At 66.4% G+C, this 19,162-nt stretch carries 25 protein-coding genes and 1 pseudogene; 12 read left to right on the plus strand and 14 right to left on the minus strand.

What is annotated here, in order from left to right:
• The first annotated feature begins 36 nt into the window (after positions 1-36).
• Positions 37-537 carry a hypothetical protein gene (locus tag ABZ909_RS24990; protein ID WP_357003599.1) on the plus strand — a complete coding sequence of 167 codons (501 nt, stop codon included), beginning with the start codon at positions 37-39 and terminating at the stop codon, positions 535-537.
• 81 nt (positions 538-618) lie between these two features.
• Here ABZ909_RS24990 and ABZ909_RS24995 read toward each other — a convergent pair whose 3' ends face one another.
• Positions 619-987 (minus strand): VOC family protein, encoded by a 369-nt coding sequence (locus ABZ909_RS24995; RefSeq protein ID WP_357003601.1) that lies wholly within the window; start codon positions 985-987, stop codon positions 619-621.
• A 187-nt stretch (positions 988-1,174) separates the two neighbouring features.
• Positions 1,175-2,848, minus strand: coding sequence for a MauE/DoxX family redox-associated membrane protein (locus ABZ909_RS25000; RefSeq protein WP_357003603.1), 1,674 nt, complete (start codon positions 2,846-2,848; stop codon positions 1,175-1,177).
• Here ABZ909_RS25000 and ABZ909_RS25005 point away from each other — a divergent pair.
• From ABZ909_RS25005 to ABZ909_RS25030, 6 genes are all read left to right on the plus strand, one after another.
• On the plus strand, positions 2,847-3,311 hold the full coding sequence (locus ABZ909_RS25005) for an MXAN_6577-like cysteine-rich protein (protein WP_357003605.1): 465 nt from the start codon (positions 2,847-2,849) through the stop codon (positions 3,309-3,311). The two genes, ABZ909_RS25000 and ABZ909_RS25005, sit on opposite strands and share 2 nt — an antisense overlap.
• A 377-nt stretch (positions 3,312-3,688) precedes the next feature.
• Positions 3,689-4,054: a hypothetical protein gene (locus ABZ909_RS25010; protein WP_357003607.1), complete on the plus strand. Its 366-nt coding sequence runs from the start codon at positions 3,689-3,691 to the stop codon at positions 4,052-4,054.
• Between the two features lie 39 nt (positions 4,055-4,093).
• On the plus strand, positions 4,094-4,423 hold the full coding sequence (locus ABZ909_RS25015) for a DHCW motif cupin fold protein (RefSeq protein ID WP_357003610.1): 330 nt from the start codon (positions 4,094-4,096) through the stop codon (positions 4,421-4,423).
• Between the two features lie 415 nt (positions 4,424-4,838).
• On the plus strand, positions 4,839-5,126 hold the full coding sequence (locus ABZ909_RS25020) for a DUF1330 domain-containing protein (protein WP_357003961.1): 288 nt from the start codon (positions 4,839-4,841) through the stop codon (positions 5,124-5,126).
• A 16-nt stretch (positions 5,127-5,142) separates the two neighbouring features.
• Positions 5,143-5,445, plus strand: coding sequence for a DUF1330 domain-containing protein (locus tag ABZ909_RS25025; protein WP_357003613.1), 303 nt, complete (start codon positions 5,143-5,145; stop codon positions 5,443-5,445).
• A 69-nt stretch (positions 5,446-5,514) separates the two neighbouring features.
• Positions 5,515-6,102 (plus strand): class I SAM-dependent methyltransferase, encoded by a 588-nt coding sequence (locus ABZ909_RS25030; protein WP_357003616.1) that lies wholly within the window; start codon positions 5,515-5,517, stop codon positions 6,100-6,102.
• 272 nt (positions 6,103-6,374) lie between these two features.
• On the opposite strand, the gene ABZ909_RS25035 is transcribed toward ABZ909_RS25030, so the two are convergent.
• Positions 6,375-7,034, minus strand: coding sequence for an SDR family NAD(P)-dependent oxidoreductase (locus ABZ909_RS25035; protein ID WP_357003619.1), 660 nt, complete (start codon positions 7,032-7,034; stop codon positions 6,375-6,377).
• Between the two features lie 91 nt (positions 7,035-7,125).
• On the opposite strand from ABZ909_RS25035, the gene ABZ909_RS25040 reads away from it, so the two are divergent.
• On the plus strand, positions 7,126-7,506 hold the full coding sequence (locus ABZ909_RS25040; RefSeq protein ID WP_357003621.1) for a MerR family transcriptional regulator: 381 nt from the start codon (positions 7,126-7,128) through the stop codon (positions 7,504-7,506).
• 34 nt (positions 7,507-7,540) lie between these two features.
• On the opposite strand, the gene ABZ909_RS25045 is transcribed toward ABZ909_RS25040, so the two are convergent.
• On the minus strand, positions 7,541-7,684 hold the full coding sequence (locus tag ABZ909_RS25045; RefSeq protein WP_357003624.1) for a hypothetical protein: 144 nt from the start codon (positions 7,682-7,684) through the stop codon (positions 7,541-7,543).
• A 148-nt stretch (positions 7,685-7,832) separates the two neighbouring features.
• Positions 7,833-8,114, minus strand: coding sequence for a trypco2 family protein (locus tag ABZ909_RS25050; protein ID WP_357003625.1), 282 nt, complete (start codon positions 8,112-8,114; stop codon positions 7,833-7,835).
• A 790-nt stretch (positions 8,115-8,904) separates the two neighbouring features.
• Between ABZ909_RS25050 and ABZ909_RS25055 the strand changes: the two genes are divergently transcribed.
• From ABZ909_RS25055 to ABZ909_RS25065, 3 genes and pseudogenes are all read left to right on the plus strand, one after another.
• A complete protein-coding gene (locus ABZ909_RS25055; protein ID WP_357003628.1) occupies positions 8,905-9,354 on the plus strand; it encodes an ester cyclase in 450 nt (149 codons plus the stop codon).
• 218 nt (positions 9,355-9,572) lie between these two features.
• A complete protein-coding gene (locus tag ABZ909_RS25060) occupies positions 9,573-9,956 on the plus strand; it encodes a limonene-1,2-epoxide hydrolase family protein (RefSeq protein WP_357003631.1) in 384 nt (127 codons plus the stop codon).
• A gap of 185 nt (positions 9,957-10,141) precedes the next feature.
• A pseudogene (locus ABZ909_RS25065) lies at positions 10,142-10,408 on the plus strand (thiamine pyrophosphate-binding protein); the annotation flags it as partial.
• On the opposite strand, the gene ABZ909_RS25070 reads toward ABZ909_RS25065, so the two are convergent.
• The 8 genes from ABZ909_RS25070 to ABZ909_RS25105 form a co-directional block, all read right to left on the minus strand.
• Entirely contained in the window at positions 10,408-11,286 is an 879-nt protein-coding gene (locus tag ABZ909_RS25070) for an SDR family oxidoreductase (RefSeq protein ID WP_357003634.1), read from the minus strand. The pseudogene ABZ909_RS25065 and the gene ABZ909_RS25070 sit on opposite strands and share 1 nt — an antisense overlap.
• A gap of 157 nt (positions 11,287-11,443) precedes the next feature.
• Positions 11,444-12,166 carry a hypothetical protein gene (locus tag ABZ909_RS25075; protein WP_357003637.1) on the minus strand — a complete coding sequence of 241 codons (723 nt, stop codon included), beginning with the start codon at positions 12,164-12,166 and terminating at the stop codon, positions 11,444-11,446.
• A gap of 11 nt (positions 12,167-12,177) precedes the next feature.
• A complete protein-coding gene (locus tag ABZ909_RS25080; RefSeq protein ID WP_357003640.1) occupies positions 12,178-12,624 on the minus strand; it encodes a nuclear transport factor 2 family protein in 447 nt (148 codons plus the stop codon).
• Positions 12,611-13,564, minus strand: coding sequence for an aromatase/cyclase (locus ABZ909_RS25085; protein ID WP_357003643.1), 954 nt, complete (start codon positions 13,562-13,564; stop codon positions 12,611-12,613). The genes ABZ909_RS25080 and ABZ909_RS25085 overlap by 14 nt, the downstream gene beginning before the upstream one ends.
• A 27-nt stretch (positions 13,565-13,591) precedes the next feature.
• Entirely contained in the window at positions 13,592-14,365 is a 774-nt protein-coding gene (locus tag ABZ909_RS25090; protein ID WP_357003645.1) for an SDR family NAD(P)-dependent oxidoreductase, read from the minus strand.
• On the minus strand, positions 14,362-14,730 hold the full coding sequence (locus ABZ909_RS25095; protein ID WP_357003648.1) for an acyl carrier protein: 369 nt from the start codon (positions 14,728-14,730) through the stop codon (positions 14,362-14,364). Before ABZ909_RS25095 ends, ABZ909_RS25090 begins: the two co-directional genes overlap by 4 nt.
• Positions 14,720-15,946 (minus strand): beta-ketoacyl synthase N-terminal-like domain-containing protein, encoded by a 1,227-nt coding sequence (locus ABZ909_RS25100; RefSeq protein ID WP_357003650.1) that lies wholly within the window; start codon positions 15,944-15,946, stop codon positions 14,720-14,722. Before ABZ909_RS25100 ends, ABZ909_RS25095 begins: the two co-directional genes overlap by 11 nt.
• Positions 15,943-17,238: a beta-ketoacyl-[acyl-carrier-protein] synthase family protein gene (locus tag ABZ909_RS25105; protein ID WP_357003653.1), complete on the minus strand. Its 1,296-nt coding sequence runs from the start codon at positions 17,236-17,238 to the stop codon at positions 15,943-15,945. Before ABZ909_RS25105 ends, ABZ909_RS25100 begins: the two co-directional genes overlap by 4 nt.
• A 191-nt stretch (positions 17,239-17,429) precedes the next feature.
• Between ABZ909_RS25105 and ABZ909_RS25110 the strand changes: the two genes are divergently transcribed.
• Positions 17,430-18,176 (plus strand): SDR family oxidoreductase, encoded by a 747-nt coding sequence (locus ABZ909_RS25110; protein WP_357003655.1) that lies wholly within the window; start codon positions 17,430-17,432, stop codon positions 18,174-18,176.
• A gap of 6 nt (positions 18,177-18,182) precedes the next feature.
• On the opposite strand, the gene ABZ909_RS25115 is transcribed toward ABZ909_RS25110, so the two are convergent.
• On the minus strand, positions 18,183-19,085 hold the full coding sequence (locus ABZ909_RS25115; protein ID WP_357003657.1) for a zinc-binding dehydrogenase: 903 nt from the start codon (positions 19,083-19,085) through the stop codon (positions 18,183-18,185).
• Positions 19,086-19,162: the final 77 nt, after the last annotated feature.

The raw sequence follows: 19,162 nt of genomic DNA on the forward strand, positions 1-19,162 counted from the left end.
TAGTTAAATCACTTTAACTACTGAGAAGAGTTTGATGTGAGCGCTACCAACGCCGCACTACCCGCAGCCCTGCACGCAGACGGACCGAATCCCGCATATACCGACCAACTCGCGCTGTTCGGCCGATTCGTCGGATCCTGGCGCATCGACAACCGTCTCCGAAACCACGACGGCGCATGGTCGAACCACCCTGGACGCTGGGATTTCGGCTGGACACTCGACGGCCTGGCCATACAGGACGTCCTCAACTGCCCAACCGCCCCAAATCGCTACCCAGGCACCACCATCCGCTGCTACCACCCCGCGACGAACGCATGGCACGCCGTCTGGCTCGACCCCCACTCGGGCCTGTACGTGACATTGAAGGCCAGCACCGACGGCGCGCAGATCACCCTCGATGGCACCACCCACACCGGGACCAGGGTGCACTGGAAATTCTTCGACGTCGCCACCGCGAGCTTTCGTTGGCAGGGCTATCTCGCCGACGGGGATGGGTCTTTCGAGCTCGCGCAGGAAATGACCGCACATCGAATCTGAGCTGCCCCCAACCCTTTCGGGTATTTGCGCAGGCTGCGCACCGCCGGATGGGTCATGTCGAGACGACGGTGCACAACCCGATCACGGTGACCTTGGCAAACACAAGCAGAAGGGATGACCAGCCGGATCGAGCAGCACCCGGCGCTTGTCGGGTGCGGGCTGATAGTCGCAAAGCCTGGCCCCGAGCCGCACTGCTTCAGCCTGTGCGGCATCGAGATCGGCAACTGAGAGATCGAGATGAATCTGTTTCGGCGGGTTTTGATCCGGCCAGAAAGGTGGCTGATAGTTCGGTATCCGAATGGCCGTGAGGATCACATGCGGAAGCTTGACGCCCACGAACTTCTCGCTGCTGGCTGCGATCACGCCGCCCAGGAGCTCGGCCCAGAAATTCGCGAGGACGGCCGGATCGTCGCAGTCGACGGTGATAGATCCCAGGTACGCTACAGCCACCGCCCGGATCTGGCGCACCAGCCATGCCGAGATGGGTTGGGCGAGTTGGTGTTTGCGTTGGTTGCCTATCGCCGACCGGGGTTCGAGTGGCGGCGTACGGGGTGGGCCTGATCATCTGTGGGCTGTGCCAGACCGTATCTCAAGGCCGCCCCGCGGCAACTGACGTGGTCAGGTCCGAGCTTCGCGGTCAGCTTGTCCGTTTGCCGGAAGCGAGGAGTTCGCGGGCGAGTTCGAATACGGCCTCGGCTCCGGCGGCTGGGTGGGAGGCGATCCGCCCTTGGGCATCGATCATGACGGCGATCGGGGTGCCGTTGATCCCGTAGGCGGGCGCGACGGTGTTGGTCCGATCGCAGAGTACTGGTGCACGCAATCGCATGTCCCGGTTCTGTTCGGTGGTGCCGGTCGAGACGACCAGGAGGTCGGGTGCACCCGGCGGCGGCGTGGTTTCCCAGGCGCGCAGATCCGCGAGCATTCGGGCGCAGAACCCACATTCCGGGTTCCAGAACAGCAGTAACACCCGTTTTCCGCCGAAATCGCGCAACGCTACCGGCCGCTCAGAAGCGGCATCCGGCAGCGTGAAATCGCGCGCTGGCGCCCCGATCGGTGGCGTCGTTGCTGGACCGGAATGATCAGCGGGGGGCTGGACTGCTGTGGTGCCGGCGACAACGGCGGTGATGGCGGGGGCTCCCGCCGCGGTCGGCGAAGCGATCCTTCCCTGCGCATCGACAAGGACCGCAGCGGGTGTGCCGTCGATCCGGTATTGATCCGCGATCTCAGAGTCCTTTTGCAGCAGTACCCTGCGCACCCCGGCAGCGGCCGTCGTTCGGTTCGCGGCGGCATCGCCGCGGCTGATCACCACGATCGTCAAGGAGTCGCGGTGGCGATCCTGCCAGTCCCCGACTTGCGGCATCAACTCCGCACAGGGCCCGCAGCCAGGGTCGGAGAAAATCAGCAGCACAGGCCGATTGTCGGCCCGCAACGCGTGCAATGTCAGTGTTTCCCCGTGCAGGCCCGGCAATTCGAACACCGGTGCAACCGAGCCGACGGGCAATCCCGGCGCCATCGGATCGTGCCGGTCCGCGGCGTGCCACGCTGTTTCCAGCGCCTCTAAGCGCAGCAGAATCCGACCCTGCTGGCGCGCGAGGTTCACCAGCAGCCAGCCTTGCACCGCGAGCGCAACGCCGAGAACGACGACGATCCCGCCGATCAGCCATTGTCCTGGCGCGACGTGACTGGCCCGCTCTAGCAGACCGGGATCGTGACCGCTCGCTGCTCCCCAGACCACGAATCCGGCGAGCGCGGCGAGCACGAGATTGCGGCCCACTGTGGCTGGCCCCACCGGTGCGGAGTGCACTTGCCCGAAACACCGGCAGTCCGGCCGTCGTCCCCGGGCCAGCGCGCCCGTGATCGCGGCAGCAAACACCACCAGCAGACCGATCGCAGCCGCCGCCGACCAGCCCGCCGAGGTCGCCGGGACCAAACCGATCCCGACACCGATTTCGACGAGCGGCACCATCGCCACGACCGTACCGACCAAACGATCCGGAACGCCGAAATCCGCGACCGCTTGCCGCACCCCAAGCCTGTCGTTCAGCTTGGATAAACCAGCCACGGTGAACACAACAGCCAGCAACATCCTGGCCGCCAAAACCGCGTCACCCATCACTGACCTCCCGTAAAATTGAACGCGACCGACGATACGCCGCAGGTCAGGGCGGTGACTGGCATCGGCGTTTGTCGCGACCGGAGACAGACAACATGAGGAGCCGGTCGTGAATGAGGATCGCTTCGAATACCTGACTCGCGAATTGGCGACGGCGACGATGTCCCGGCGCGGCGCGATGGGAATCGTCGGCGGCATGGTCGCCGCGGCAGTGACCGGCACGCTTTTCGGCGCCGGACGAGCGGCCGCTCGTAGCAACCGAACAACGGCCGACTGCTCCTCAGGGACGGCGCTTTGCAACGGCACCTGCGTGGATCTCATGAGCGACGCCAAAAACTGCGGTGGGTGCGGCATGGTGTGCGCGTCCGGCAAGACCTGTCGCAACGCCCAATGCACAACCTGCTCCTCAGGGACCGTGCTATGCAACGGCACCTGCGTGGACCTCATGAGCGACCCCAAAAACTGCGGTGGGTGCGGCGTGCCGTGCGCATCAGGCCAGACCTGTCGCAACGGGCTATGCACTGGATCAATAACCTGTTCCCCAGGGACAGCGCTTTGCAACGGCACTTGCGTGAACCTCGCCAGCGACGCCAAAAACTGCGGTAAGTGCGGCATGGTGTGCGCGGCAGGCCAGATCTGTCGCAACGCCCGATGCGTTTGACAACAATTTCGACTCGCTGCAGCTCCGCTCCGACGGCCATGAGGCGCGCCTCGATCTAACCGGATGATCTTTTTCGGCTCCCTGACCGTTTGCGACGGACTTCCCGTAGGCAGGGAATTCGCCAATGAAGATGGCGCCGTTGTGCCGGAATTCGCGGGCGATGCTGTGGAGGTCGGGGACCATCGGACATGACGGTGGGCCCTTTGAGACGCGGTTGAAGTAGCAATGACCAGCACGATGCCTGGTCGTCGGCGGACATATCCATGAGCCCCTGGATGTCACTGGGCAGCCCGGACAGCGGAGGCTTGGCTGGTTGACTTGCCGTGGCGGTGGGTGCATGTGTAAGGAGTTGCTCACCAGTCCGAGCCAGCGTCCAGATGCTCGACCGCTATGGCGAATCCGTGGCCGACGAACGCGCGAAAGCCGCTCATCGTCGTCCCGACTCGGGGACAAGTTGTAGGGGAGACCGATGGCAGTTGATCCAGGTTTTGGGCGACGCGACTCGCGATGCTCTGCTCCGTGGCGCCGATGGGCTGTCACCAGGCTTAGTCGTTGCATCCGAGTTTGCTGCGGCCGGAAAGTCGAGCGTATCTAGGTGGCTGGCACTGCAATTCGGCGCATTGGTCATGGACAAGGACTCGTTCGCGCCAGCGCTCGAGCAGGCGGTGATGTCCGAGCTGACCGGCAACCCGCAAGGGGCCGGAGTCTTTAGTGGCTTGATTCGGGATCAACCGGGGCTGTGAGACTTCGGGAGGAGTCTGATGGGTGTGTAACGTGATCGCATGAATCTCAGTGGCTTCCCGTTCACCGCGACCGATTGGAACGCCATCCCCGAGGAGAGCAAGCCCGGCGAGAGCGGTGAGGTGCGCAGCCGCGTCCAGCACTTCGGCGAAGCCCGCGTCCGCCGGGTGGAGTACAGCCCCGGCTACGTCGCCGATCACTGGTGCCGCAAAGGCCACGTGCTGTTCGTACTTGGCGGCGAACTGGTGACGACGCTCGAGGACGGCCGGGTCGTCGTCACACGGCAGGGCGGAAGCTACCAGGTGGCCGATGATGCTGAGGCCCATCGGTCCAGCGCGCCGAACGGTGCCAGTCTCCTGATCATCGACTGATCTCGATCCGTTCCGAGCAAGCTCGGCGGCGTCGCGTGGTTCGAATCAAGCTGTGGCGCAACGGCGATCATGCCGACGGACAGCCGTCGGCATGATCGCCGTCGGCGACCGGGCAGCGCGGGAACGGCCGCGTGCGGTCGGCCGGGATACCGAGCCGGATCAGCTGTGGCCGAGCCGGTCGGAGTCGAGCAAACCCGGCGACACGTCGTCCCGCATCGCCTTCGCTGCTATGCCTGCACACTGTGCCGACCTCACCGATCCTTATCCTGCTCTGCCCATCGCCGCTCATTCACCTTCGGCGATCCCAAACCCTGCCGTGCGGGGCAAGGTCAAGCCCAGTGTCAGATATGCTGACACCGAACCGGCCGCACGCCTGTTGCGGGCGCCTGGTCACCTCGGGAAGAAGGAGTATCCGATGGCGGTGTACACCCTGGCTCAGTTCACGATCACCGACCGGGAGTCCTATGGGCGTTATCAGGCTCGGTTCATGGATGTATTGCGCCGGTTCGAGGGCCGGTTGCTCGCTGCCGACGAGCATCCTCACGTGGAGGAGGGTGAATGGGGTTACGACAAGGTGGTTCTGTTGGAGTTCCCTGACGCGGCGGCGTTTCGTCTCTGGGCCGATTCCAGGGACTATCGGGATATCGCCGTGGATAGGAAGGCCGGGTCGTACGGCCCGGTGCTCCTGGTTCGTGGCGTGTAATTGAAGGCGGGTAGCCGTGACTGTTTTGCTGATTCTGAATTACGACGTGACCGATCCACAGCGCTTGGACGTCTACCGGGAGGCTGCGGCGCCGGTGCTGCTGGGTCCCGACAGGGGTGAGCTCCTGGCCAGTACCGGTAGGACGGTTCATCTGGGCGAGGGAGGCGGGTCGGTGGGTGGCACTCACACCGTCGTGCTCCGTTTCCGCGACATCGAGCAGGCGCGTGCGGTCTACGACTCGGCTGACTACCAGGACCTGTTGGACGAGCGGCTTGCCGCTACCGTGCCCTTCGCGGCCATGATCGTCCCCGAACTCTGAGTCGGCATGTTTCCAACGCCGAGATGTCGCCACCGGCAGCAGAACGATCGACTCCAGTAAGGCACGATCATGGACCTTCAGACTCTCAGCTCGTACGACAGCGAAGCCGAGGCGTACGCCGAAGACTGGCACACCCAGCCCACTCCCACTGACCTGCAGACGCTGGTACACAAGTTCTTCCGCCTCGGCCCTACCGCGGACGTCGGTTGCGGTGCCGGGCGTGACGCTGCATGGCTGGCCTCGCAAGGGTTCACGACAGTCGGCTTCGATCCGTCCGAAGGACTGCTGGCCGAGGCGAGAAAGCGGCATCCCAGCGTCACCTTCCGCAACGCCGCTCTTCCCAACCTGGCGGGGGTCGAGGCAGGGAGCTTCACCAACGTGCTCTGCGAAACGGTCATCATGCACCTCGACCCGGCCCTGCTCCGGGCGTCCCTCCAGCGTTTGACGGACGTCCTGGCCCCCGGTGGAACCCTCTACCTGAGCTGGCGCGTCGTCGAGAACAGCCACCGTGACGGAAACGGGCGTCTTTACACCCCGGTAGACCGTGCAGTGGTCCGGCGAGGCCTGGATGGAACCGAGCTGCTACTGGATGAGGAATCGACCAGCGCGTCCTCGGGAAAGACGGTCCACCAACTAGTGGTTCGGAGAGCCGGCTGACCAGCCCCGACCCGTCCCCGCGGCGGGAAGAACCTCCCCGCGTGGACCCGGCGGAGTCCACAGATGGATCTCGCTGAGCGGCGTCTCCCGCGACACGAACCAGGCGTCGGTCGTTTTCGGGTACACCGCAGACTCGCCGCTGCGATCACCGTCGCGATGGGCACCGCGAACACGCCATAGATGAATACGAGCCTCTGCCAGTCACTGTCCCGTACCAGAGGCCGCTCTGCGTTTTTCGGCGGTTGCTACCGGGACGCCTACAGGCCCGCCGTTCAGACCGGGGTCGAGCCTATGTGCACGATCTCCTGCTGCCACCGGTCCTTCGGCTGCTGATGCAACGTCCAGTAGTGCTCGGCGACGAGATCGGGGTCGGAGTCGGTGCCGGGCACCATGTGGCAGTCGACGATGACGGTGGCGACGTGGACCCCGCCCGGCCGGTACTCCTGGTCGAGCAGCGCGGTCAGCGCCCGGAGTCCGGCCTTGCCGAGGGACAGGCTGGCGTAGCGGGCGTCGGGGAGCGGCATGCCGCCGGTGAGGAGGATCGTGCCGCCGCCGTGCCCGGCCATCGCCGGCGCGAGGTGGCTGGCGGCGTCCATCGCGCCGAGCACGTTCACCTCCCAGGCGCGCAGGTGCTGCTCGCGGCTCAGCTCGCCGGGCCGGTCGCGCTGGATGATCGCGGCGTTGTAGACCAGCACGTCCGGCACCCCGTGGGCGTCCACCGCCGCGTCGAGGGCGGCTCGCAGGGCCGGACCGTCGGTGGCGTCGGCGCGCAGGGCCACGGCCTTCCCGCCGTCCGTTTCGATCGCCGCCGCCAGATCCGCCACTCCTGCGCCTCGGGCGATCAGCGCGACCGGCAGGCCCTCGCGAGTGAACCGGCGCGCCACCGCGGCCGCCAGACCCGGACCCGCACCGATGATGACCGCTCCTGACATGGGAATCTCCTTCCGTCGCCCCGTGTTGGACGCCACGACGTTAAGACCTGACATCCGTGTCAGGATCAAGCCGGAGTGACGGAGGCCACACATGCAGATCGGGGAGCTGGCGGCCCGCACGGAGGTCCCGGATCGACTGCTGCGGTACTACGAACAACGGGGGCTGCTGTCGCCTCGGCGTACGTCCGGCGGGCACCGCGTGTTCGAGGACGCCGACGTGATTCGGGTCGGGATCATCCGCGCGCTGCTGGCCGCGGGCCTGAACACCGCGACCATCGCGATCGTGCTGCCGTGCACCGAGTACCGGGCCGGTCAGCTGCACGCGACCTGCCCGGAGATGGCCGGACACCTCGCGCGCGAACGGTCCCGCATGTCGGAGGCGATCAACCGCCTCGAACGATCCCGGCAAGCCCTCGACAGCCTGCTGTCAATCTCTGAAGATCGGTCGGTGTCCGGGACGTTCGACCTCTGAGGACCGGGTAACGGCGAGGGCACGTATCCGACGATCAGCACCGGGAGTTCGCGACGAAGGCCGGGACGTCTGCCAGGGTGACGCGGCCGCTGGTCTGCTTCAGACCGAGGGCCGGGCCGTGACGCTCCAGCAGGAGCTTGGCGGCGCCCTGGAGCCGCGGAGCCTCCGCCCAGACCACTGCCCACCTTCGCCGTCCGATATGACCCATTAAAAGCGGTGAATCTCGGTGAGCGACTCTCAGTTCTCGCTGATCCAGCGACTGCCGGGAGACGGTGAATCGTAGGACATTGTCAGGCTCCCTTGGACTTCACCGGGCCGACGGTCACCTAGGACGGCGACGCACCGGCCTCCTCCGGATCGCCCGCGACGGCGGGCCTGAACTTCGCGCTGACCTTATGCGTCTGCGCTGAGGAGATCCCGCCGCCGATGGTGACGACGTACGCCTTGATGCCCGCATTGCCTTCGTATTTCACGGCGATGTTCAGCTCGATGACGCATTCGTCGAGCGTCAATCCGTCACCCGAGCCCGCTTGGGCCGCGGTCAGCTCGGACTCGAGATAGCGGATCATGTCCGAAAGTTCGATCGTGCCATCGGCTCGAACGGTCATACCACGCTGCCTCTCGCTTGACGGTTCTTCTCGAGCCAGTTCCAGAGTTGAACCCAAGAATATTGGGCCGCTGCCCCGATGTACCTCGAGACGCGCCGGATCCTGGTTGGTTGCGCCAACTCTTCCCTTGCCTTTGCCGCGCCATAAGCGCGGCCGGCGTCTTGATGCTCTCGTCGGGTTGCGGGACCGATTCGCCGAAGGAGCAGACCGACCGCGAACACAGGGCGGCCAGCATGCCAGTGTTCAAGCTGCACATTGAGCATGACCTCTGGTCTCGGGCGAACAGGGGCACGTAAGAAGTTCGGTCTAGTGAGTATCCGACCGAGTTGTCGAGGACGTGCATGTTGGGAGTCGGACCACAAGGGGCGGGCGTAGGTGCGGATGGTCGCGTGACACACGGGGGCATCAAAGATGGACCACAACAGGAGGATCAGCCCGGGGGAGCCGATCGCGGTCGTTGATAGGTAACCATCAACGTATTTGATCTGTACTCGTCAAGCGGTGCGCGCGCTGTGAAAAGTGTTCTTGATCAACAGCATTGATGCGTATTTGTCAAAGGTTGTGTGAACTGTGGTTGTGAAAGCTGCTGGTAGGGAACATAATTCGGACCGGGCCGTGGAACCCGGCAGCCACCAGCTGACACGGAACAGTTCGCCACACTCGCCGGCCCGGATATCCGTCGAGAACCGCAATCTGAACCCGATCAGGCCAGCACGTCACCGGCAGGAAAGGCCGAGGCTAGGATGCTCCCGAGGGTAGGTGAGTCGACTACGTGAGGCGGTGCGAACACATGGTGACCCAGCGCAACGAACACCGATCCCTGTACCTGTCTTATCTCGATTACTGTAATGAGCACGATCTGAATCGAATGGCGTCATTTTATACATCGACCATCAAAGTCAATGACGTCCCGATGGACCCAGCCGCCGTTACGGCGCAATTCTCCCCTCTTATCTCCGCATTTCCTGACTGGCATTGGGAGATGCGCCACCTCGTTGTCGACGGCAACTATATCGCGGTGCATTTCACGGTAACCGGTACCCGCCGGGGGACTTTCCAGGGAATCGAGGCGACCGACCGCCTGGTGACTATTCCGGAGTTCACTCTTTATCACTTCGAAGACGGCAAGTTCGCCGAGGTCTGGGACTACACCGATATGGACGCGTTGATGAGGCAAATCGGGCAAGGCGAGGCGCCGCTGACGGCCCCCGCTGACAAAGCTGGTACCGCAGATAGCTGACTTCGCTCCCTCACGGCGACCAGACCCGGGTGCGACACCCACCCGCCACTTCGAAACACACCCGAGATGGACACAGCCGCGCATATGGCAACGAGTGGGCCTGAAAGGTCCGCCCTTACCGGGGTTCTGGCAGTATGCCGAAAATCCAACGGAGTTCGGGATGTGCCCTGGTAGAGGGCGTGACATGATCATCTGATCATTGCGCAGGAGGGAGCCCGATGGAGAGTCCGATCGAGGTGGTGCGCAGGTTCTGCGCGGCGTGGTCCGATGACGCCGGGGTCGGCGACCTCGCGGCATTCCTCACAGACGACGCTGTCTACCACAACATCCCGTTGGCGCCGGTCACCGGCAGGGAAGCGATCGCCGACAACATCGCCTCGTTCATCCGCCCTGGCCCGCCGGGCATCATGGGCATCGACTTCCGCATCATCAACATCGCAGCCAATGGCCCGGTCGTGATGACCGAGCGGGTGGATGTCTTCACCCTGCCGGACAGGTCCTTCGAGCTCCAGGTCATGGGGACCTTCGAGGTCAGGGACGGCAGGATCAGCGCCTGGCGGGACTACTTCGACCTGAACCAGTTCACCCGCCGGATGGGATGACTCCGGTCGGCTACCGAGTGGGTATTATCTATCCCCGTCATTGTGCTTCCGCCCCGTCGTCGGCAGTCTGTAGTGGATTGTGTGGCATTCGCGGCCGACAAGGTCGTTGGCATTATTCCGTGCCCGTATGGATACAGCACGCTCGATTGCCGGCGCCCACTGGCGAAAGGGGCTGATCGATCATCATGACCACGAAATCTTCCGTGCAGAGCGTCACATACGATTTGCTGAGGTCGCTACGCCTGACAACGATCTTCGGTAATCCGGGTTCGACCGAGGAGACATTTCTCGAGAACTTCCCTGATGATTTCACGTACGTTTTTGGGCTGCAGGAAGCATCTGTCATCGCTATGGCGGACGGCTTCTCCCAGACCACGCGGCGTCCTGCGGTGGTGAATCTGCACTCTTCGGCGGGGCTGGGCAACAGCATCGGCAACCTGGTCGCGGCCTATCACGGACACACGGCTGGCCGGACACGATCTCGTCGTGGTGATCGGGGCCGAGGTCTTCCGTTGCCGCCCTGGAACAGACACCGGGTGTGCCCGGGCTCGACCTTCCCGGTCTCGATATCGCCTCCGTGGCACGGGGATTGGGCTGCCATTCCGTCGATGTCGCCTCCGCCGGAGATCTCGAAAAGGAGTTCCGGCTCGACGTTCGCGACCTCCTCGGGCCGACCGAGCCGACCCAGCAACGTCCGGCCGACCATGGCACCGGTCCACTCGGCATCCGCCAACTGCGCCTCGGTGGCCTTGCTCTCGATCAGGCCGGGCGAGATCGAGTTGACGCGGATCCCATGCTCGCTGCCCTCCAGCGCAAGTTGGCGGGTCATGCCGATGACCGCCGCCTTGTTTGCGGTGTGCGACAGGGACGGGATCTGCTTGAAGCTGAGCGAGCCGTTGAGTGACGCCATGTTCACCACCACCCCGTGGCCGGCCTTCAGCCAGGGCCAGGCCGCGCGAGTGAGGTAGAAGACCAGGTCGACCTCGTCCCGCCGCGCGCTGTCCCAGTCGGCGTCGCTGATGTCTTCGAGGCGGTCGAAGTAGGCCCGACCGGCGAGGTTGAACAGCACATCGATCCCGCCGAATCGGTCCGTCGCGAACTCGACGAGCCGCTCGCATTCGGCGGAATCGCTCAACCGGCACGGCTGCAGCGACACCATCTCGCCACCGGCGGCGCGCACCAGTTCGGCGGTCTCCTCCGCCGCCTCGACCGCCACGTCGCACCCGACGATCAGTGCTCCTTCCCGGGCGAACGTCAGAGCGGTGGCGCGCCCCATGGCTCCGCCCGTGCCTGTGATCACGCAGATCTTTCCCGCGAGCCGATCCGACATCTCGGTGTCCTTCCTCAGCGGTGGCGAGCTTTCGGTTGTCAACTTTCGCAGATCTGCTCGCCGAGCTGGCCAGGGTTCGTGGAGTGGTTGCGGTCGTCGGACACCACCGGGATCGAAGGAGCCACAGGGGGACCTGCGGCTCCTTTGTGGGTTCGGGCTACTTGGCGGCCGGTGGGGTGAAGGGCTGGTTGATGGTGGTGAAGTATTGGGCGGCGGCGAGGATGGCTACCGGGGCGGTGACGAGGAGTAGGCCGGCTACGGTGCCGAGGGGGGCGATGGCGGCTATGCCGCCGATGCAGCCGACGGCGGCGGCGGGGAGGAAGGGTCCGAAGAGTCCGACGATGGTGGCGGAGGCGGCGGCTGCGCCTGCTGCGCCGCCTAGGAGGCAGCCGACGGCGGCGCCGCCCAGGCCGCCTACCAGGGTGCCGATGGCTGCGCCGGTGACGAGGGTGGTGCCGAGGCGGGCCCAGGCGGCTTGTTCGCGGTCGTATTCGTTTTTCCAGGGGGCCTGGTTCTCGTAGGGGAGGGCGACGGGTTGGTAGGCGGCGTGGTCGAGGTCGAAGCGGGGGGTGAGGACGGCGGTGCGGTTCGTGATGTCGGCGGTGATGGGGAAGACGAAATCGTCTACGCGGAAGGACAATTCGGTGCCGGCGAGGGTGGTGCCGTCGGCGGCTTCGATCTTGAAGGTGCCGTGGTCGTTCACCAGGGATCCCGCGTCGGTGGTGATGGTGAGTGCGCTGTCGGTGCGGACGGCGGTGTAGTCGACTCGCCCGGTTGTGCTGGAGTCCGCTTGTGCGGCGCCGGAGTCGGCGTGGGCGGTGGCGGATAGGACGCCCAGGGCGGTGACCGTGAGCAGGGCGAGGCCAATGTTCTTGTGCAAGAGGATGACTTTCAATTCGGGGTGGTGAGGATGGGGTCGTGGGTGATGCTGCGTTCGCGGACCAGCCACGAGGCACCGTCCGGGACGAGGTGATCGCGGATATCGGTGCTCAGGTGCAGCCGCGGGGACTGTCCGGGGCCGGTCTCGACGACCAGGGAGTAGAAGCGGGTGCGGATGGTTCCCGTTGCCGCGCCGTCGTTTTCGATGGTCAGGTTGCCCAGCCAGTGGCGGCGCACGAGGCCCGCGGCGCGGAGTCGCTCCGCGGTGCGGCGCAGCCCGTCGGCGATCTCGGCCCGCCCGGTGTGGGTGGCGGCCCGTTGCGGATGGATCAACAGCCCGTCGGGTTCGAACTCGGCCGCCCATTCGTCGACGCGCCCGTCGTCGAGCAGGCACAGGTGCGCGGCATAGAACTGCTGGAGGTCGACGTAGAGCTGTCGGGTGCGGTCAGCGGCGGACATCGGAGCCCCGTTCGGTGGATTCGGCCCATTTCTTCGCGTTCTCGAGGGTGGACAGGGAATTGCGGCCCAGGGCGTTTCGAATGAAGGCCGTGGCATCGGCGAGGGTCTTGCCCGTGCCGAGGATCGCGGGGATCGCCTCGGTGATGAGGGCGACGGTGTGCTCGGAGGTCGCGAGCGTCCCCCCGTCGCGCGGTATGAAACTCCAGCGACCGCGGTGCAGGGAGAGCAGCGCGGGCAGGAGCGTCTGCTTGTAGACGATGTCGCCGGAGTCGAGGACCACGCGCCACGAGGCGGTGGTGTGGACGTCTCCGTCCGGTGTCCGGGTGTCCAGGCTCAGAAACTGGTGTCCGGGTGCCGGTTCGGTGAGGGTGACGGCGTCGACGTGGGCGAGTCGCTCCGCCCACAGGTCGGCGCGGTCGATGAATTCCCGGACCCATGCCGGTTCGGCGTCGATCCACACCGAGTCCGCGAAGGTGACGGTGGCCTCGGGTTGCCGGGCCAGCGCCTCGGCCGCGGACTTGAGCGATTCGAGCTCCCGGGTCGAGTTGGTGTCGACCGCGGCCTCGATCCATTCCCGGGCTCCCGCGCTGTCGTCGGGAGAGAAGCTGTGCAGCAACAGCACTCGGCTGGTGCCGCGGTCGATCTCCTGCACCACCCATTCCCCGCTCATGGAGGCGACCGGGGGAGCGGAGACCACTTGCCGGAAGGCGATCCGGCGCTGTTCGGGATCGAAGGTGCGGCGCGAGGTCCAGGTCTTCAGCGATTCGTTCGCGGTGGCCCACAGCTGGATGTGGTCGCCGGAAGCGTCGTGCTCGAGGGTCTCGGCGTGAATGGTCGGGGGAAAGATGTTGGGCCAGTTGATGACCGAGCGCAGTGCATCGTGCACCGCCTGGGCGGGCGCCGCGATCGTGATGGCGTGTTCGGTGTGATGGAGGCTCATCCGAGCCACCTCCCATCTCTCGGTGGCTCAGTAGTTGCCCAGTCCGCCACAGACATTGATGGCCTGTGCGGTGATCGGCGCGGCGGCGGGTGTGGTGAGATAGCCGACCAGTCCCGCGACCTCGAGCGGAGTCGAGTACCGCCCCAGTGGGATCTTGGCCTCGAACTTCTCGAGCACGGCGGCCTCGGTGGTGTTCCACACCTCGGCGTAGCCGCGCCGGACCCGTTCGGCCAGTGGGGTTTCGACATATCCGGGGCAGACGGCGTTCACCGTCACGCCGGTCTTGGCCAGTTCCAGTCCGAGCGCCTTGGTGAATCCGATGACGCCGTGCTTCGATGCCGAATAGGGCGCGCCGAGCACCACGCCCTGCTTACCGCCGGTCGAGGCGATATTGATGATGCGCCCGTCCTGGGCGTCCAGAATTCCGCCGTGCGACAACACTTCTCGCGTCACTCGGAAGGTTCCGGTCAGGTTGATGTCGAGCACGTCCTGCCACAGCGAGTCGTCGATGTCCCGGGTGACGCCGCCGCCGTTGCGGCCCGCGTTGTTGACCAGCACCGTGACCGGTCCGAACCGCGCGACCGCCGCCGCGACGAACGTCCGCACGTCGTCGGTCGATCGGACATCGGCGGCGATGCCGTCGATGGTGATGCCTTCGGCGCTCAGGTCCTCGACCGTGCTCTTCACCTTGTCCGCGTCACGCGCGTTGATGAAGATCTGATATCCGGCCAGGCCCAGTGTGCGGGCGATCTCGAGGCCGATTCCGCTGGTGGCTCCGGTGACGATGGCGTGCTTGCTCATGCGAGTGCTCCTGAGGATGGGTCGGAGGCGCCGGCGTCCTGGCCGGCCTGCTCCGCGAGGGTGGTGTTGACGAGCTCGAGGAAATCTCGAACGGTCGCTGCATCGACCACGGAACTGTCGAGAAGCTTTATCCCGTAACGGAGTTCGATCTGGTTGGACAGTTCCAGGACCGCGAGGGAGTCGTATCCCAGGTCCTCGAATGCGCGGTCGGTGATGTCTCCGCTCAGGTCGATGGTCTCGTCTTCGCCGGCGACCCGCTGCAGTACTTCGCGCAGTTGATCGGTGGTCACGGCTGGGTTGGCAGACACCATGTGCTTCCCTTCTCTGTCGGGTGCTGTTGGGGGAGTGGGGTTTTCATCGGACACCGCGCAGGACTACCGCCGAGGTGAACCCGCGCCCGCCACGGGCGAGCACGAGTGCGGCCGGTGTGGTCAGCTCACGCTGCTCCCGGACCAGGTCCAGGTGGGTGGGGTCCGGATAGTGCTCGAGGCCCGGGGTGGGCGGGATGGCGCGGCTGTCCAACGCGAGGGCGGCCGCGGCGATATCGAGTGCGCCGCCGCCCGCGAACAGTCGCCCGGTCCCGGTCTTGGGCGCGGTCACCGGGACCCTGCGCACGCCGAATACCGCGTCGAGCGCGGCGATTTCGCGATCGTCCTGTTCGCGGACCCCGGCCGCGTCGGCGAATACCACCCCGATGTCCTCGGGCGCGAGGCGGGCGTCGGCGAGCGCTGCCCGAATGATCCGGGCCAGCGCTGGTGGCCGTGGTGATCCGGGCCGCGGATCGAATCCGCTTGCATACCCGCTGATGTGGGCGTAGACGCGCGCACCGCGGTCGCGTGCCCGGTCCGGATGTTCGAGGATGGTCAATGCGCCGCCTTCGCCGGGTACGAAGCCCTCGGCGGTGTCGGCGAATGGCTGGTAGGCCCGTCTCCGGTCGGTGCTCGTGCTGACGTTGCCCGCGGCGAGCGTGGCCAGCCAGCCCCACGGCGAGAGCACGGAATCGAAACCGCCGGTGAGCACCAGCGGGGTGCCGGCGCGCACGAGCCGCCGCGCTTTACCGACCGCGTCGAGGCTGCCCGCCTGGTCGGCCACCACGACACTCGAGGGTCCGCGCGCGCCGTGCCTGATCGCGAGCTGCCCGGTGTTCACGGCGTAGAACCAGGCGAAAGACTGATACCCGCTGACATGGCGACTGCCCTGGGCCCATAGCTTCTGCAGCTCCTTCTGCCCGAACTCGAAGCCGCCGCTGGTGCTGGCGGTGACCACTCCGAGTTCGAAGTCGCCCCGGTCGTCCGGGGTGATGCCGGCGTCGCGCAGCGCGGCGTCGGAGGACACCAGGGCGTGCCGGGTGGAAATGTCGGTTTGCGGAAGCAGGCGGCCGGACAGCGGCGAGGGGTCGAAGTCGCGTATCTCGCCGGCCAGGGTGGCGGTGTACGGACTGGGATCGAAGCGGGTGATCCGGTCGATCGCCGAGCGCCCCGCGAGAGTGTTGCGCCAATAGTCCGCCACGGTGACTCCGGTCGGCGCGTGGACGCCGATGCCGGTGACGGCGGGATCCACCGTGGTCGCGAGTCCGGTCATGGCGCGACCAGCACTGCGGCGCTCTGGAATCCGCCGAATCCGCTGCCGACGCTCAGGACGGTGTCGGTGCGCTGGCCGCGTGCGGTCAGCGGCACGTAGTCCAGATCGCAGCCGGGGCCCGGGTTGTGCAGGTTGGCGGTCGGCGGTATGACGTCGGTGTCGATGGCCAGCGCCGAGGCGGCCAGTTCGAGGGAGCCGACGGCGCCGAGCGAATGCCCGATCATGGATTTGATGGAGCTCATCGGTACGAGCCGGGCATGCTCGGCCAGCGCCCTTTTCACCGCGGCGGTCTCGTGCAGATCGTTCTGCTTGGTTCCGGAGCCGTGGGCGTTCACGTAGTCGACCGCAGTCGGGTCCACCCGGGCCTGGGTCAGCGCGGCGCCGATGGCCTCGGCCATCTCCACCCCGTCGGGCCGCAGGCCGGTCATGTGAAAGGCATTGCCGCGCGTGGCGAATCCGGCGAACTCGGCGTAGATGTGCGCGCCCCGGGCGCGTGCCCGGTCCCAGTCCTCGAGGATCAGGGTCGCGGAACCCTCGCCGAGGACGAAACCGTCCCGATCCCGGTCGAACGGGCGCGACGCGTGTTCCGGGTCGTCATTGTTGGGGCTGGTGGCCTTGATGGCATCGAAGCAGGCCACCGTGATCGGTGAGATCGGGGCCTCGCTGGCGCCGGTCACGACGATATCGGCGGCGCCCTCGCGGATCAGATCGGCGCCGTGGCCGACCGCGTCCAGTCCGGACGTGCAACCGGTGGAGACCACCGAGGTGGGGCCTTCGGCGCCGATCGTCCAAGCCAGCTCCGCGGCAATGGAACTGGGCACCAGGTAGTCGAAGAGCTGCGCCACCGCCCAGGCCGGGTCCACCAGCCATTCCCGGCCCTGATCGCTCACCAGGGAGTACTCGCGCTCCAGGCCGGTCGTGCACCCGACCGCACTGCCGATGCTGATGCCGATCCGCGTGGGGTCCACGGTGCCGAGATCGAATCCGCTGTCCCGGAGTGCTTCCCGGGCGGTGGTGACCGCGAACTGGGTGACCCGATCCCAGGCCCGCTCCTCGCGCCGGCTCAATCCGTGGTCGTAGGGCCGGAAGTCGATCTCGCCCGCGATCCGGGACCGGTAGCCGCCGGTGTCGAACGAGCTGATCCGGCGGGTGGCGGTGCGGCCCGCGGTCAGCAGGTCCCAGAACTGGCCGGTGCCGACCGCCCCCGGAGCCAGTACGCCGATTCCCGTGATCGCGACCCGGCGCGGTGCGTTCGCCTCTGTTGTCTTCGATTGTGCCCCAACGTATGCCATGTTCGATCCTTTCGAGTTCGGCGATCGCCACGACTTCGTGTCAGTGGCGTCGAGACTCGCATCGGCTGCTGGAGGCGACGCCGACGAATGCTGGAGGACCACTGGAATCGGCTGCTCCAGCGATCCTGTAGGCGGTCGTCGGGCCGGTGTGGGCACAGTCGAGCGATGACCGTCCACCTGGAGGAGAAGTAATGACAGTGCAGCCGAATGGTCTGGCCGAGCGCCGCATCGTGATCACCGGAGGCGGCCGAGGTTTGGGCCGCGTGGTGGCCGAGGATCTGCTCCGGCACGGCGCGCGCGTGGTGATCGTTGGCAGGAAATCGACTGTGACGCAATGGATTCAGGAGCACCACGCAGGGAGTGCCGTGACGGCGGATGTTACCGACGCCGCCCAGCTCGCGGCGGCGTTCGCCGAGGCCGCCGCCCGGCTCGGCGGCCTCGATGTGGTGTTCGCGAACGCCGGCGTGAGCCGCCCCGGCCCCTTGGCCGTCACTCCGCCCGCGAACTTCACCACGGTGCTCGAAACCAATGTCGTCGGAACATTTCTCACTCTGCAGGCGGCGGTGCCCTACCTGGCCGAGTCCGGGTCCGCCCGGTTCATCGCCCTGTCCTCGGCCCTGGCGCAGCGGATCGCGCCGGGCGCGGGCGCGTACTCGATCAGCAAGGCCGCTATCGAGACCCTGGTCCGCGTCGCGGCGATAGAGCTTGCGCCACAATCCATCTCGGTGAACGCCCTGTCGCCCGGGTTCATCGACGAGGGGATGGGCCGCGATCTCATCGCGAATCCACCGGTGTGGGACCGGTACCTACCGACCATCGCGGCGGGCAGGCCGGGGCGGGCCGAGGAGATCGCCGGTGTCGCCCGGTTCCTCGCGGGTCCGGACTCGGACTACGTCAACGGCCATGTGCTCGAGGTGAACGGCGGCCTCGCGTTCTGAGGTCGGCTACCAGTGCAGGACCGCCTTGCCTTGAAAGGTCCGCTCCCGGAGCGCGGACAGCGTGTCATCGAGCGCGTCGAGCGGGCCGGTCCGATTCACAGTGAGCATCAAATCATTCGCGGCCCAACGTCGTCCGAGCCAGAGCAGATCGTCGGCGGCCCCGGTCCCGGCGTCGAGCTCGTCGAACAGGTTCACGTAGCTCAGGCTCACCCCGGGCCGCCGATGCCCCCAATCGACCGGCAGCTCGAGCGGCGCACGCACGGTATTGCCGAAACTCACCAGCACGCCTCGCGGTTTCAGCAGCTCGAACGCCGCCTGCAGCATCGGTCCGCCGACACTGTCGAACACGACGTCGACCGGCCGCGGCGCGGTCGGGTCGCCCTCTGGAGAGGTGACGTCGAGTTCGGTACCGGTGATCCGGTGCCGAACCGACAGCACCTCGGCCCCGGCAGCGTGCGCGAGTTGCGCCAGCACCCCGCCGACGCCGCCGCTCGTTCCGGTGACGAGCACGGTCCTGCCGATGATGGGCCCGGCCCGCCGAATGGCCGCGAGCGCCGTCAACCCGGCCACGGGAAGCGCGGCGAGATCGACGGCCGCGCCGGGGTCGTCGATGACGGCGACGTCGCGGCGCGGCACGGCGACCCGATCGGCCCACCCGTCACCCCGCGCGAGCGCGACGACGGCCCGCTCGTGCGCCGCCCCGTCCGCGTCGGCCTCCTCGATCGTGCCGAGAATGTCCCAGCCGAGGCGGGAACCCGCCGGAAGGCGCTCCGCCCGGGTCAGCTCACCCCGGTTGATTCCGATGGCCCGTACCCGGACCAGCACCTCACCGGGCCCCGGCGTCGGCTCGTCGACATCGATCAGCCGCGTCGGCGTCTGCCGTTCGCCGGTGGTCACTACCGCTCTCATCGCACACCCGTCCTGTCTCGCGTATTCACGCGATCCAGCAAAACGACTGCCGCGCAACGCTGTCCAGCAAGCACCGG

The organism is Nocardia sp. NPDC046763 (assembly GCF_040645495.1).
Classification (GTDB): Bacteria; Actinomycetota; Actinomycetes; order Mycobacteriales; family Mycobacteriaceae; genus Nocardia.